General features: G+C 71.9%; 8 protein-coding genes and 1 tRNA gene. 5 read left to right on the forward strand and 4 right to left on the reverse strand.

Annotated features, from left to right (window positions below):
• Nucleotides 1-48 precede the first annotated feature (48 nt).
• The gene (locus BBH68_RS37225) at nt 49-942 is read right to left on the reverse strand and encodes a siderophore-interacting protein (protein WP_065968336.1); all 894 of its coding nucleotides are present in this window, start codon (nt 940-942) and stop codon (nt 49-51) included.
• A 49-nt stretch (nt 943-991) separates the two neighbouring features.
• The gene (locus BBH68_RS37230; RefSeq protein WP_065968337.1) at nt 992-1,903 is read right to left on the reverse strand and encodes a 5'-3' exonuclease; all 912 of its coding nucleotides are present in this window, start codon (nt 1,901-1,903) and stop codon (nt 992-994) included.
• A 232-nt stretch (nt 1,904-2,135) separates the two neighbouring features.
• Between BBH68_RS37230 and BBH68_RS37235 the strand changes: the two genes are divergently transcribed.
• The 3 genes from BBH68_RS37235 (at nt 2,136) to BBH68_RS37245 (ending at nt 6,954) form a co-directional block, all read left to right on the forward strand.
• A complete protein-coding gene (locus BBH68_RS37235; protein ID WP_076971112.1) occupies nt 2,136-3,332 on the forward strand; it encodes a quaternary amine ABC transporter ATP-binding protein in 1,197 nt (398 codons plus the stop codon).
• Nucleotides 3,325-5,946: an ABC transporter permease/substrate binding protein gene (locus tag BBH68_RS37240; protein WP_065968339.1), complete on the forward strand. Its 2,622-nt coding sequence runs from the start codon at nt 3,325-3,327 to the stop codon at nt 5,944-5,946. The genes BBH68_RS37235 and BBH68_RS37240 overlap by 8 nt, the downstream gene beginning before the upstream one ends.
• 273 nt (nt 5,947-6,219) lie before the next feature.
• A complete protein-coding gene (locus tag BBH68_RS37245; protein WP_065968340.1) occupies nt 6,220-6,954 on the forward strand; it encodes a helical backbone metal receptor in 735 nt (244 codons plus the stop codon).
• Nucleotides 6,955-7,058: 104 nt separating this feature from the next.
• Here BBH68_RS37245 and BBH68_RS37250 read toward each other — a convergent pair whose 3' ends face one another.
• A complete protein-coding gene (locus BBH68_RS37250; protein WP_425428898.1) occupies nt 7,059-10,304 on the reverse strand; it encodes an amidohydrolase family protein in 3,246 nt (1,081 codons plus the stop codon).
• Nucleotides 10,305-10,567: 263 nt separating this feature from the next.
• Between BBH68_RS37250 and BBH68_RS37255 the strand changes: the two genes are divergently transcribed.
• Together BBH68_RS37255 and BBH68_RS37260 are read left to right on the forward strand one after the other, a co-directional pair.
• Nucleotides 10,568-11,509: an alpha/beta fold hydrolase gene (locus BBH68_RS37255; RefSeq protein WP_065968341.1), complete on the forward strand. Its 942-nt coding sequence runs from the start codon at nt 10,568-10,570 to the stop codon at nt 11,507-11,509.
• A 203-nt stretch (nt 11,510-11,712) separates the two neighbouring features.
• Nucleotides 11,713-11,789 (forward strand) — tRNA-Pro (locus BBH68_RS37260).
• On the opposite strand, the gene BBH68_RS40150 is transcribed toward BBH68_RS37260, so the two are convergent.
• A complete protein-coding gene (locus tag BBH68_RS40150) occupies nt 11,752-13,227 on the reverse strand; it encodes a tyrosine-type recombinase/integrase (protein WP_076971113.1) in 1,476 nt (491 codons plus the stop codon). The genes BBH68_RS37260 and BBH68_RS40150 overlap by 38 nt on opposite strands.
• Nucleotides 13,228-14,716 lie beyond the last annotated feature (1,489 nt).

The raw sequence follows: 14,716 nt of genomic DNA on the forward strand, positions 1-14,716 counted from the left end.
GCCGGGGCCGCCCCGCGCCGTCGTCCGGGCCGTCGTCCGGGCCGCGGGTCAGGCCGCCGCGGCCCCCTTGCCCCCCGGCTCGCCCGCGGCCCCCGCCGCTCCTTCCTGTTCCGCCTCCACCCGCTGGTTCCACTCCCGCTTCGAGGCCTGCCAGCCGTCCTCGTCATGGCCGCGCCGCCAGTAGCCGGAGATCGACAGCCACTCGCGCGGGACCTCACGCTCGATCCGCAGATAGCGGCGGATCTCCTTCACGAACCCCGCCTCGCCGTGGACGAACGCGTGGACCCGGCCGGGCGGGAAGTCCAGCGCCCGGACGGCCGCCACCAGCGACTCGCCGACCCGCCCGGCGCCCCGGTGCAGCCAGCTCACCTCCGCCCCCTCCGGCACGCGCAGCTTGAGCTCCTCCTGCGGCCCGGCCACCTCGATCAGGGCGTGCACCGGCGCGCCCGCCGGCCCGTCCGCGAGCCGCTCCAGCGCGGCGGCGATCGCGGGCAGCGCGCTCTCGTCGCCCGCGAGCAGATGCCAGTCGGCCTCCGGGCTCGGGGTGTACGCCCCGCCGGGGCCGAGGAAGAGGATCTCCTCGCCCGGCTCGGCGCGCGCGGCCCACGGCCCGGCCAGCCCCTCGTCCCCGTGGATCACGAAGTCCAAGGTCAGCTCCCGCGCCGCGGGATCCCACGCGCGCACCGTGTAGGTGCGGGTGCGCGGCCACTGGTCGCGCGGGAACTCGGCACGGACCCGCGCCATGTCGAACGGCTCGGGATAGGCGACGCCCTCGACCGGGAAGAGCAGCTTGACGTAGTGGTCGGTCCACTCGCCGGCCGAGAAGCCGTCAAGGCTTCCGCCGCTGAGCACCACCCGCGTCATGTGGGGCGTCAGCCGCTCGGTGCGCGCCACCCGCGCCCGGTTGACCTGTGGCGTCTTGCGGGCCGGACGCTCTGCCACGGCCACCTCCCTGATCCACAAACGAGTTAGGGTGACCTAACCTAACACCTCACCCCTCGAGAGTGGAGAGCAGTCGGCGCAGCGATCCGCCCAGGCCCCACCGCTCCGCCAGCGTCTCCAGCCCCCGCGCGTCCCGCGGCCGGCGCGGCAGCGCCGGGTCGAAGGCGGGCAGCGGGACGTCGGACGCGACCCGCACCACCTTCGCCGCCACCGCCACGTACTCCCGCGCCTCCTCCAGGCGCCTGCGCTGGGCCGGGGTCAGCGCGGAGGCGGGGTCGGCGGCCGCGGCCATGATCCCCGCCAGGTCGCCGTACGAGGCGAGGAGCTTGGCCGCGGTCTTCTCGCCGATCCCGGCCACGCCCGGCAGCCCGTCGCTGGTGTCGCCGCGCAGCAGCGCCAGATCCGCGTACCCCGCGCCGCCCACCCCGTACTTCTCGCGCAGCGCCGCCTCGTCGATCACCTTGAGGGTGCCGACCCCCTTGACCGGGTAGAGCACCCGCGCCGCGCGCCGGTCGTCCACGAGCTGGAACAGATCGCGGTCGCCGGTGACGATGTCGACCGGGCCGGACGCACGGGCCGCGAGCGTGCCGATCACGTCGTCCGCCTCATAGCCCTCGGCGCCCACCCGGGCGATCCCCACCGCGTCCAGCACCTCGTCGATCACCGGGACCTGCGGGGAGAGGGTGTCGGGCACCTCCTCCTGGTCCACCCCGCCGGGCGCCGGGGCCTCCTCGGCCACCCGGTGTGCCTTGTACGACGGGATCAGATCGACCCGCCACTTCGGGCGCCAGTCGAAGTCCATGCAGGCCACCAGCTCGTCGGGGCGGTGGTCCTGGACCAGCCGGGCGATGAAGTCCAGCAGCCCGCGCACGGCGTTCACCGGCGTGCCGTCCGGGGCCCGGACCGATTCCGGCACGCCGAAGTAGGCGCGGAAGTAGAGGGACGAGGTGTCGAGGAGCATCAGGCGTCGGGTCACGCCTCGATGATGCCGCACCCCACCGACAGCCACGCCCCGGAAATGTGACGTGGGTCACCAATTGGTTTGCGCCAAGAGGATCAGGGCAGGCGCGCAGCCGGAGCGGACCCGTTAGGTAAACCAACTATTGCATCGGGCACGCGGTCGGACACCGCCCGCTCCACGACCTGCCGGCGGGGGAGGCAGGTCGTTTTTTGGTGCGACCCGAGAGGTATATGTGTCCAGGCTGCAAGCCGAGCATCTGTACAAGGTGTTCGGCAGACGACCCAATGAGGCGGTGGCGAGGCTCCAGGACGGCGCGGGCCGTGACGAGCTGCGTGCGGACGGTACGACGGCGGCGGTCATCGACGCGTCCTTCGCCGTCGAGGCGGGCCAGATATTCGTCGTCATGGGTCTGTCCGGATCCGGTAAGTCCACCCTGCTGCGCATGCTGAACGGACTGCTGGAGCCGACCGCCGGACGTGTCCTCTTCGACGGCCAGGACCTGACGGCCCTGTCCCCGCGCGAACTGCGCCAGGTGCGCTCCCACAAGATCAGCATGGTCTTCCAGCACTTCGCGCTCTTCCCGCACCGCAGCGTCCTGGAGAACGCCGCCTACGGGCTGGAGGTCCAGGGCGTCGCGCGCGAGGAGCGCGACCGGCGCGCCACCGAGGCGCTGGGCCTGGTCGGCCTCGCGGGCTGGGAGAACTCCTGGCCCGACGAGCTCTCCGGCGGTATGCAGCAGCGCGTGGGCCTGGCCCGCGCCCTGGCCACCGACGCCGACCTGCTGCTGATGGACGAGTCCTTCAGCGCGCTCGACCCGCTGATCCGGCGCGACATGCAGGACCAGCTGCTCGAGCTGCAGAAGCGGCTGAAGAAGACCATCGTCTTCATCACCCACGACCTCAACGAGGCCATGCGCCTGGGCGACAGCATCGCCGTCATGCGCGACGGCCGGATCGTCCAGATCGGCACCGCCGAGGACATCCTGGTCACCCCGGCCAACGACTACGTCGCCTCCTTCACCCAGGACGTCGACCGCAGCCGGGTGCTCACCGCCGGCGCGATCATGGCCGACCCCGAGGAGGCGCTGGGCACCACCACCCCGGACGGCACGGTGCTGCGCACCGAGCGCGACGTCCTGGAGGCCGCCCCCGCGACCGTCACCGCCGACACCCCCATCGTCGAGCTGTTCACGCCCTGCTCGCGCAGCGGCGTCGCGGTCGCCGTGACCGACGAGGACGAGTCGCTGATCGGCGTCGTGCCGCGGGCCCGGCTGCTCGCCGTCCTCGGCGAGCCGGACCCGGGTGCGGACGGCGCCGCCCCCCAGGAGGGGCGGAAGACCGCGGGAGCCGCGGTGGCCAAGACCTCCGGCGCGACCGACGCCCCCGACGCCCCCGAGGCTCCGGAGGGGAAGGTGATCGCCGGTGCCTAGGCTCGAGCTCGGAAGCTGGATCCAGTCCGGCGTCGACTTCCTCCGCGACCACTTCGAGTGGCTCTTCGACTTCATCGCCAAGGTCGTCCAGGGCATGTACGACGGCGTGCACGACGTGCTCGCCGCGCCCGACCCCCTGCTCCTCGCGGGCATCCTCGCGGTGCTCGCCTGGTGGCTGCGCGGCCTGGTGCCCGCCGTCCTCGCCTTCGCCGGCTTCGCGCTGATCGACTCGATCCAGCAGTGGGACGAGGCGATGGAGACCCTCTCCCTCGTGCTGGTCGCCGGCGCGATCACGATCGTGCTGGCCGTGCCGCTGGGCATCTGGGCCTCGCGCAACCGCGCGGTGAGCGCCGTGCTCCGCCCGGTGCTGGACTTCATGCAGACGATGCCCGCCTTCGTCTACCTCATCCCCGGCATCTTCTTCTTCGGTGTCGGCGTGGTCCCGGGCGTCATCGCGACCATCGTCTTCTCCATGCCCCCGGGCGTGCGGATGACCGAGCTGGGCATCCGCCAGGTCGACGCGGAGCTCGTCGAGGCGGCCGACGCCTTCGGCACCACCCCGCGCCGCACCCTGCTCCGGGTCCAGCTGCCGCTCGCCCTGCCCACGATCATGGCGGGCGTCAACCAGGCCATCATGCTCGCGCTGTCCATGGTCGTCATCGCGGGCATGGTCGGCGGCGGCGGCCTCGGCTCCTCCGTCTTCGAGGCGATCAGCTCGGTCGACGTGGCCCTCGGCTTCGAGGGCGGCATCGCGGTGGTCATCCTCGCCATGTACCTGGACCGCATGACCGGCGCCCTCAACCAGCGCGTGTCGCCGCTGGGCCGGCGGGCCCTGGCCAAGCAGGCCGCGCGGGCCACGGGCGGCCTGAAGGTGCTGCACTGGCGTCCCGCGACCTCGGTCGCGATGGTCGGCGTCGTCGTCCTCGCGCTCGTCGCGGGCGGCCTCAACATCTTCGGCGGCGACGACAGCGGCCAGAAGGTCACCGCCGACGTCGGCAAGGGCCGCACGGTCAACCTCGGCTACATCAACTGGGACGAGGGCGTCGCCTCCACCTACCTGTGGAAGGAGATCCTGGAACAGCGAGGTTTCAAACCGAAGCTGCAGACCTACGATGTCGGCGCGCTGTTCACCGGCATGGCCGCCGGCGACGTGGACATGCAGACCGACGCCTGGCTGCCCGCCACCCACGCCTCCTACTGGAAGCAGTACAAGAACCAGCTCGAGGACCTCGGCACCTGGTACGACAAGACCTCGCTGGAGGTCGCGGTGCCCTCGTACGTCAAGGGCGTGAAGACCCTGGACGACCTCAAGGGCAAGGGCGGCACCTTCAAGGGCAAGATCATCGGCATTGAGCCGGGCGCCGGCGAGATGAAGCTCATGAAGGACAAGGTCCTCCCGGACTACGACCTGAACGGCGAGTACAACCTCGTCAAGGGCTCCACCGCGGGCATGCTCTCCCAGCTGGAGCGCTCCTACGCCAAGAAGGAGCCGGTCGCCGTCACCCTGTGGTCCCCGCACTGGGCGTACAGCAAGTACAAGCTCACCAAGCTCGAGGACCCCAAGGGCGCCTTCGGCAAGGGCGACGGCATCCACGCCATCGCGCGCAAGGGCTTCTCGGCCAAGGAGCCGCAGATCGCCCAGTGGATGAAGGACTTCAAGCTCTCCGAGAAGCAGCTCACCAGCCTCGAGGCGGCCATCCAGGACGCGGGCAAGGGCAAGCAGCAGGACGGCGTGCGCGCCTGGCTGAAGCAGAACCCCGGCCTGGTCGACAAGCTCGCCCCCGCGGGCGACGCGGGCGCCAAGAAGGGCAAGCAGGCCGGGGCCGCGCCCCGGATCGGCTACTTCCCCTGGGACGAGGACGTCGCCACCACCTACCTGTGGAAGAACGTCCTGGAGAAGCGCGGCTACAAGCCGTCGATCAAGCAGTACGACGTGGGCTCCATGTTCACCGGGATGAGCGCCGGGCAGATCGACGTCGAGTTCGACGGATGGCTGCCGAACGCCCAGAAGCAGTACTGGGACCGGTACAAGAAGAACCTCGTCGACATCGGGCCCTGGTACGACAAGACCTCCCTCGAGATCGCGGTGCCCTCCTACGTCAAGGACGTGAAGTCCCTGGCGGACCTCAAGGGCAAGGCCGGCATGTTCAAGGGCAAGATCATCGGCATCGAGCCGGGCACCGGGGAGATGCAGCTGCTCAACAGCAAGGTCCTCAAGGCGTACGGCCTGGACAAGGAGTACCAGGTCACCAACAACGCCTCCCCGGCCATGCTCGCCCAGCTGCAGCGCTCGTACGCCAAGAAGGAGCCCGTGGCCGTCGTGCTGTGGACCCCGCACTGGGCGTACAACAAGTACGAACTCACCAAGCTGGCCGACCCGAAGAAGGCGTTCGGGGCCAACAACGAGATCCGCTCGCTGGGCCACAAGTCCTTCCCGGACAAGTTCCCCGAGTTCCACGGGTGGCTGAAGAACTGGCACATGACCGAGCAGGAGCTCGCGAGCCTGGAGCAGTCCGTCCAGGAGGCGGGCAAGGGCAACGTCGAGGAGGGCGTCCAGAAGTGGATCGACGCCCACCCCGGCATCGTCGACAAGATGGCCCCGGTGAAGTCCTGACGGCCCACCGGAACCGGCCCCAGCGGCCTTGACCGGCCGTAGCCAGGCCCGCAGGCAGTCCGCCGCGGTCCGGAGCAAACGCTCCGGGCCGCGGCGGCGGCGTTCACGGGGCGTACGGGGGACGGGCCGCCCCCCTTCACGCCGTACGGGGGTGGGTGCCGCCCGTCACGCCGTACGGGGGGTGAGGCGCCGCCCGTCACGCCGTAAGTGGGGTGAGGTGCCGCCCTCACGCCGTTGGGCGGAGGTGCCGCCCTCACGCCGTACCGTTGAGCCATGACCCCCCGCACCCCCGTACGGCGCGTGGTCTCCCTCGTGCCCTCCCTCACCGAGGCCGTGGCCGCCACCGCCCCCGGGCTGCTGGCCGCGGTGACCGACTGGTGCAGCCACCCGCCCGGGCTGACCGCGGAGCGGATCGGCGGCACCAAGAACCCCGACACCGCGCGCATCGCCGCGCTCGCCCCGGACCTGGTCCTCGCCAACGAGGAGGAGAACCGCGCCCCGGACCTCGCCGCGCTGCGGGCCGCCGGCCTCGAGGTCCTGGTCACCGAGGTGCGCGGCCTCCGGCAGGCGTTCCGCGAGCTGGAGCGGGTGCTGGTGGACGGCTGCGGCCTCGCCCGCCCCCGCTGGCTGGACGAGGCCGAGGCGGCCTGGGCCCGGCTGCCGCCGCCCACCGGCCCCGGACGGCGGGCCGTGGTGCCCGTCTGGCGCCGGCCCTGGATGGTGCTGGGCCGCGACACCTTCGCGGGCGACCTGCTCGCGCGGCTCGGCGTGCACGTGATCCACGCCGAGCACGCCGAGCGCTACCCCCGCATCCCCCTGGACGAGCTGAACGCCTCGGGCGCCGACCTGGTGGTGCTGCCCGACGAGCCGTACCGCTTCACGGCCGAGGACGGCCCCGAGGCGTTCCCGGACCTGCCCGCCGCGCTCGTCAGCGGGCGCCATCTGACCTGGTACGGCCCCTCGCTGGCCCAGGCCCCCGCCGTCCTCGGCGCGGCGCTGGGGCGGTAGGACGGCGGGGGAGGGGCGCGGCGGCGCCCGTACGGAGCGAAGCCGCCCGCCGCACTGACGGCCCGCGCCCCCAGGAGGCCACCGCCTCACCCGTCCGCGTCACGTCACCCGTGGTCGCAGCAGGTGTCCCGCCGCAGCAGCCGCCCCACCTCCAGCCAGTGCTCCGCCGACTTCCCGTGCCGCGCCCGGTCGGGCTCCGGGAAGGCATCGACCAGGTCCCGCTGCTCGTACGGCACCCCGCCGCGCAGCACCGAAACGGTGCGCACCAGGGAGTCGAAGTCCGTGAAGGGATCGCCGTCCACGACCGTCAGGTCGGCCAGCTTCCCCACCTCCAGGGTGCCCAGGTCCCGGTCGGCGCCGAACGCCCGCGCGGGCAGCAGCGTCGCGGTGCGCAGCGCCTCGGCCGCCGACAGCCCGTACCGGTGCAGCGCCCGCAGTCCCAGGTGCAGATGCAGCCCCACCGGCACCAGCGGCGCGTCGGTGCCCAGGGCGACCACACCGCCGCCGGCCAGGATCCGCCGGTAGACCCCGATCTCGGTGTGGAGGGTGGCGAGCTGGGCGGCGGTGGGCGGCGTCTGGGCGGACTGCCGCACCAGGGCGGTGTCCCACGGCGGCATGAGCCGGGTCACCCGCTCGTCCTCGGCCAGCGAGGGATCGGCCCCCACCAGCGGCGAGGCCGTGAACGGCGTGGCGATCAGCCGGAAGTCCGTGGCGGTGTAGATCTCCGCCACGTCCTGGAAGGACCGCCCGGTCGCCGTCGTGGCGTGCCCGTACTCCAGGCGCTGCGTGGCCTGCAGATGGGTGGTCAGGTCCTGCCCGAGCTGCACGCCCGGCGAGCACAGATGGCTGCCGGTGCGCACCCCGAGCCGCTCGTGCGCGAAGCGGGCCGCCTCCTCCATGATCCAGCCCGGGGCGCGCACATACGTCTTGACGAAGTCCCAGTCGAGCGCCGCGCCGCGCTCCAGCGAGCGGCGCAGCCCCTCCCGGGTCCGGTGTGCCCGGCCCATGCTGTACGCGACCCGTGGCCCGTCCAGCAGCTCCCCGGTCGTCAGCAGCCGGGGCCCGGCCAGCGCGCCCGCCGCGATCGCCTCGCGCAGCCGCGCCTGTTCGTACGCGAAGCCGCCGAGGGAGACGGCGGTGGTGATGCCGTAGGCGAGTTGCAGCACGGTCTGCCGGCCGCCGTAGGTGTACTGCCACGGATGGGTGTGGGCGTCCCAGAGGCCCGGTACGACGGTGCGGGCGGAGGCGTCCACGCGGCGCTTGGCCGGCCGCCCGGCGCGGTGCGGTCCGACGGAGAGGATGCGACCGCCGCGCACCACGATGTCGACGTCCTCGCGGACCGTGTCGTCGCCCCCGGTGCCGTCCCAGAACCTCCCGGCGTGGACGACGGTGTCGGCGGGGCTCGGGCGCCGGTGGTCGAGCGGGACGCGCACGGTGCGCGCGGTGCCGCTGTCGAGGTCCAGCAGCCGCAACTTGCACGCGGACAGATACAGGATGGAGCGCGAATCCCCCGACCAGGAGGGGTGGTCGGCGCTCTCCTCGGTCAGCCGGCGCGGCTCGCCGTCGGGGGTGCCGTCGGGCCGTACGGGCAGCAGCCACAGGGCGGATTCGGCGATCACGGCGAGATGGCGGCCGTCGGGGGACCAGACGGGGCCGGAGTCGTAGCGGTCGGAGAGCGAGGTGTGCGGCGCCAGGGCGTACAGCCTGGCCGCGCCGCTGCTCGCGTCCACGACGCGTATGAGGTTGTAGCCCTCGCGGAACCGCTGATTCAGCCGGTTGCGGTCGCAATAGGCGACAAAGCGACCGTCGGGCGACCAGCTCGGTCTGCCGGGCAGCCCGCCGCCGCCCAGCGGCGCGGCCAGGACGCGCTCGGTGCCCGCGGCCAGGTCGCGCACGACCAGGTTTCCCGACATGTCGATACTGGCGAGACGGTCGCCGCGGGGGGACAGCGCGGGGTGCACCCTCCCCCCGGAGGCGAGCGTGGTCTCCTCCCCGGAGGCCAGGTCCCGGCGGCGCACGGCGAGCAGGCCGTCGCGGTCGTCCGCGTACACCAGGGCACGCCCGTCGGGCGTCCAGGTCGGCGCCAGCAGATAGCGGGTGGGGGCGGCCCGCACGACCCGGCGCGGGGGCCGGCCGCCGGCCACCTCGGCGACCCACAGCGAGTTCAGCGCGGCGAAGGCCACCCGGCGCCCGTCCGGCGACAGCGCGGGCAGGTGCACGCCGCGCACCGGCCGTGCCCCGCCGCCGCTGTCGAAGTCGTACCGCTTGACGCGATAGCGCGGCCGGTCGACCGGCAGCGCCGCCCTGAAGGGGATCTCCTCGCCTCCGCCGGGCGCCTCCGGGCGCACCAGCCGGAACCGCCCGTCCACGGTGAGCAGCAGCTCCCCCTCGGCCGTCCAGCGCGGCGGCACCGGCTGCACATCGCCCCCCACGGCGACGGCCGCGCCGTCCACCACCAGCGTGCAGGAGGCGTCGGGGGCGGGGGTGGTGCGCAGATAGGCCAGGGACCCACCGGGCGAGCGCGAGGGCGCGAGCACCGAGGCGCCCGCGGCCGTCTCGGTGTGCTCCACCTTCACCGGGCCGCTGCCGTCGGCGCGCACCGAGACGACCGTACGGGCGTCCAGCGCGGCCCCGGCGAGCCGGCCGCGTACGAACAGCACCCGCTCGCCGTCGGGGGACCAGGCCGGGTCGAAGTCCTCCCAGGCGCCGTCCTGCAGCGGCCCGTCCTGCCCCGGCACCCCGGTCAGCCGGGTGAGCTCCCCGGTGGCCACCTCCAGGACCCACAGCCGGTACGGGCCGCCCGTCACCGGGTCGCCCCCGCGCTCGGAGGCGAAGGCGATCCGGGTGCCGTCCGGCGACCAGGCCGGGCCCCGGTCGTCCCAGGGGCCGTCCGTGCGCTGTCGCAGATCCGACCCGTCCGGGCGCAGCGTCCACAGATGGAAGCCGCCGCCCCGGTACGCGCAGACGGCCAGCCACTTCCCGTCCGGCGAGAAGACGGGCCGGGTGGGCTCCAGGTCGGGCGGGGTGAGCGCGGTCGCGGCGCCGCCCTTGCGGGGGAGGGACCACAGGACGTTCTGGATCTCGGCGACCAGCCGGTCGCCGGCGGGGGAGAGCGTCGCGGCGCCGTTGGTGGCACCGGTGAACGACAAGGTGAGCGAGGCCCGCCGCTCCTGAGCGACGGCCGCCTGCCCAGGCAGCCCAGCCGCCGCCCCCGCCACCGCGGCGGTACCCGCGGCGGCCCGCAGGAACCCGCGGCGGGACAGCGGGGACAGCGGGGACGACGTGGAGCCGTCGGCGAGCGGCTCGGCTATGACGGGCTCGGCTGGGACGGAAGAGTCTGCGGTGTCCAACGGTCCTCCTGGAACACGTGAGTTGTGCGGAGCAGGAGTAGGCAGTGGTGCGTGCAGCGCTTGATCGTTTCACAGGCCACAGGCCCCCGGTCAACACCCTCGACGCGGCCGTGGGCCTCGGCGGGGTGGGCTGACCCCGCGCCCTTGCCTCAGCCGTGGGCCTCGGCGGGAGAGGCTGACCCGCCCGCCTTGACTTAGCAGCGGGTCTCCCGGGGAAAGGTTGATCCCATCCCCCTCCCTCCCCACCCAGGAGCTGAGACGGCATGTCGACAGACGGCATCACCCACCGCACTGACCACCTCCCCACCCCCGACGGCGTACGAGTGGCCACCTACACCTGGCTCCCCGGGACCGACAGCCCGCGCGCGATCGTCCAGATCGCCCACGGCGCCGCGGAACACGCCCAGCGCTACGACCGCTTCGCCCGCCACCTGTGCGCACATGGCTACGCCGTCGTGGCCTCCGACCACCGCGGCCACGGCGCGACCGCCGCCTCCACCGGCGGCTACGGCGTCGTGGGCGAGGAGGGCGACAGCTGGCGGGCCACCGTCAAGGACCTGCGAACCGTCGGCGACCGAACCCGCCGCACCCTCCCCGGGATCCCCCTCTTCCTGCTGGGCCACAGCATGGGCTCGATGCTCGCCCGCGACTACGCCCAGGAGTACGGCGAGGACCTGGCCGGCCTGATCCTCTCCGGCACCTTCCGCTCACTGCCCGCGACCGAACCCGACCAGGCCATCGCCCGCCTCGAAGCCGAGATCGCCAAAGGCGGCCGCACCGCCCTGTCCGGCTTCACCACCCAGCTCTTCGCCTCCTTCAACGACCCCTACGAATTCGGCACCGGCTACGAGTGGCTCTCCCGCGACACCGCGGAGGTTGCCGCCTACGCCGCGGACGAGCGATGCGGCTTCCCCTTCAGCGCCGGCCTCTCCCTCGACTGGGTCCGCGCCGTCCGCAAGATCAACAACCCCCACCACCAGGCCCGCACCCCCACCCGCCTCCCGGTCCACATCGCCGTCGGCGCCGAAGACCCCTGCAACCAGCGGATGACCCTGGTCTACGAACTCCTCGAGGACTTCCGCTACCTCGGCACCCACGACCTGACCTGGAAGGCCTACCCAGGGGCCCGCCACGAGATCCTGAACGAGATCAACCGCCACGAGGTCCAGCAAGACCTCCTGACCTGGCTCCACACCCACACCTGACCCCACCCAGCCCCCGCCCCTCACCTGCCCCCACCCCGGGCCCCACTCCTCCACCGTCACCGCACATCAGCAGACAGTAACCAAAGCCCCCATCCCCGCCCCGCCGGGGCTCCACCCCCAAAGGTGGCAGCGACCACCCCCTGAAGTGCGGTATTGTTCTCTTGCGCGACCGGCCAGGGCGAAAGCCCGAGCCGGACAAGCACCGGGACGTGGCGCAGTTTGGTAGCGCACTTGACTGGGGGTCAAGGGGTCGCAGGTTCAAATCCTGTCGTCCCGACCAGCGTTTTCGCAGGTCGGAGGCCGTTTTTCCAGAGATGGGAGAGCGGCCTTCTTCGTGTTGTGCGGCGTGGTGGTCGCATGGTGGTCGCATGCACGCCTTGAGGTGTGGAGGCGCTCGGTGAACTGGCGGCCGGGGCGGCGAAGTAGGGCAGCGTGAGGCGCGCCCGGTGTCCGTTCGGGTGGTCGGGGCGTGGTCGCAGCCAGGCGGGCCAGTGTGGATGGCTATCGGCGGTGGGGTCGGCTTGGGTCAATGCGGTGTCGATGGCGTCTACGGCGTCGTGGGCGGCTTGCTGGGTGAGGTGGCTGTAGAGGTTGGCGGTGGTGGAGAGGGTGGAGTGCCGCAGGGTTTTGGAGACGACGGTGAGTGGGGTGCCCGCGGTGATGGAGAGGGTGGCAGCGAGGTGTCGCAGGTCGTGCAGGGTGATGCGGGGGACTCCGGCTTCCTTGGCTCGTCGGCGGAAGCGGTCCAGGACGGTCTGAGGCCGTAGCGGGCGGCTGTCGGGGCGGCAGAAGACCAGTCCGGTGAAGGGATCCGAGGAGCGGTGAGACAGCACTGAATCCGGAGCTTCGGCTGCGCGGCGTGTGAGAGCGGCTGCCACGCGCGGGGAGATGGCGACCCAGTCTTTGCTGCTGCGGGTTTTGGGTGAGGTGATGACCAGGCGGGCGTTGTTGATGGCCGAGAGGGTGTAACGGACGTAGAGCACCCCTTCATTGAGGTGGACATCGTGCCAGTGGAGGGCGAGTGCTTCCCCTTTGCGCATGCCAGTGCCGATGAGAAGTTCACACAGATCCGCGATGAGTGGGTCGGCTTGGTGGCAGTAGCGCAGGAAGCGGGCTGCTTCCTCGGCCGTCCAGATCCGACGCTCGGCCGCCGCCGGGCGGGGCAGGACGGCCGGACGTGCGGGGTTGTGAGTGATGCGGTGCTGGCGGACGGCGTCGCCCAGGGCGCTGGAGAGGGTGGCCAGGCACCGGTAGACGGTCACTTGGCCGCGGCCTGCGGCGAGCTGGGTGTGAACGAATCCGGCGATGTGGCGGTGGCCGAGCTCGTCAAGCTTGAGCGTGCCCAGAGCGGGGATCAGGTCGCCGGTGACGTAGTCGCGATACCGGGCCAGCGTGGTTGGCTTGAGCACGTACGCCTTCGTCTCCAGCCAGGTCGTGAGGTAGTCGGCGACGGTCTGGTTGGGGTCGCCGTTGAACCCGCCGGCCTCGCCCTCGAGGATCCGTTGCAGCGCGGCCTGGGCGGCGTTTGGGGTGGGGAAGCCGCCGCGGCGGATGGTGGTACGGCGGTGGCCGGGGGAGGGGAGGTCGATGGCGAAGGTCCAGCTGCCGTGGTCACCGTCGGTTGCCAGTCGCGGGCAGCGGGTTCCGAGCTGGTGGCGGTGTGCGTCGCGGCATCCGCAGCGGCGGTAGATTCGGCCACGGTGGGTGACGGAGCGCATGGTGATCGCCTCCTGGGTTTGGTGCGATGTGCCGACGATCCCAGTCTTCGCCGAGCCGGGCACACCATGCGATCACCTCAGGCTCCACAGGCCTCTGAGCTGGGTCTTCCCCTTGTCGTAGCCACAAGTACGGAGAGCTGCTGTTCAGGCCACGAAGGCGCAAAATAATGTGCCAAGCACCCGGAAACTGCGTCACCCGAGGTGACCTGCGGTCTCGGGCCCGCGGGGCCGAGGCCGCCCTCGAAGCGGTCGACCGGCAGCACACCGCCCGGCCAGAGGAGAGGATGATCACCCGGGGCTGATCGTCACCCCGGCGAGGGAGGTGATGGGCCTCAACGAGCAGCTCGCCGAAATCGGCAGGCTCATTGCGGTCCCGTGTCGCGAGCACGACCTCGCCGACGTGACGCGGCGACGACACGACTCTTATAGCCGAGGTGCAACATGCGCGCCGGAAACTCTGCGCTGCCAATCAGGACGTGTCCTCCGCTCCCCCAAGCCCAACGTCTTCGAGGGCGTCTGCGGCACTGCCTGTCTCTTCGAGCCTCCGCGGATCGCGGACCGCGCGCACGCGAGTGCCTACGCGCCGTCGGATCCGGCGAGCATGTGGCCGACTGTGACCCGTGGTGCAGCGTGGCGCAGGCTGATGCGTGTGCTGGGCGAGGGGCGCACGGAGGTCCCGTGCGGGGGCTGTTCATGGGCGGGCGATCCTGTCACCATCTCTACGTACTTTGGAGATAGCGGATGGCACTTACCGCCGGCCGAAGGAAGGTCGACGGCAAAAGCTCAGGTACCGTGCCTCGAACCGTCCTGGAGTCGGGGCAGCTGGCACCGTACTGCCGGCCATTCGGGCGACGGCACGCGCCACGCCGGCACACGCGGCCGCGTTCACGGTTCACCTCCGGTGGGGGAGTGCGTGACCCCACCGTGGAGGTGCCGGCGCCCTGGGTAAAAGGTGGCTGCTCACGCGTAGCAAGGGCGACCGCCATCACCCAAGGCTCATCGAGGAAACTGACCGGCGGTGCCCCCTTTCGGGTGCGTGCGGCAGCGTCAGGCTTCGTGGCGCTGTTCGTGCTTCATGGGAGCCGTCGGCGGGCGGGCTCGAAGGAGTGGGGTCCTGTCTGGTGAGCTGGGGTAGTTGCTCGGTAACAGGTGCAGTAGCCCGCGCCAGGCGCAGCGGACTCGGGCCTCACTACGAACAGGGTCTGAGGCGCCGGTAGTAGGTGGCCCCAGAGAAGGCCGGCCAGGAGGCCGCCGACCTGATCGCAACCGCTCGTCCACCCCGTGTCTGCGATGTTCCTCAGCCGGCTGCTCATGGCAAACAGTTCCGACCGCGTGAAGTCCTACCCCGTGGCTGTGGCTTCGGCTGCGCCGGTCTCAGAGCTTTCCAGCCAGGCCACATCCTTATGCAGCCACGTCGGCTCGGCGGGCACGTGGTCTTTTTCGGCCGGGCTCGGGCTGGTGTGCTCGCCGGTCAGAGCAATCACTGCCA

The organism is Streptomyces sparsogenes (genome assembly GCF_001704635.1).
GTDB classification, from domain to species: Bacteria; Actinomycetota; Actinomycetes; order Streptomycetales; family Streptomycetaceae; genus Streptomyces; species Streptomyces sparsogenes.

Coding starts and splice junctions, on each gene's coding strand:
- BBH68_RS37230 (WP_065968337.1), bottom strand. CDS start 1,903: ATGCTCCTCGACACCTCGTCCCTCTACTTCCGCGCCTACTTCGGCGTG.
- BBH68_RS37245 (WP_065968340.1), top strand. CDS start 6,220: ATGACCCCCCGCACCCCCGTACGGCGCGTGGTCTCCCTCGTGCCCTCC.
- BBH68_RS37255 (WP_065968341.1), top strand. CDS start 10,568: ATGTCGACAGACGGCATCACCCACCGCACTGACCACCTCCCCACCCCC.
- BBH68_RS40150 (WP_076971113.1), bottom strand. CDS start 13,227: ATGCGCTCCGTCACCCACCGTGGCCGAATCTACCGCCGCTGCGGATGC.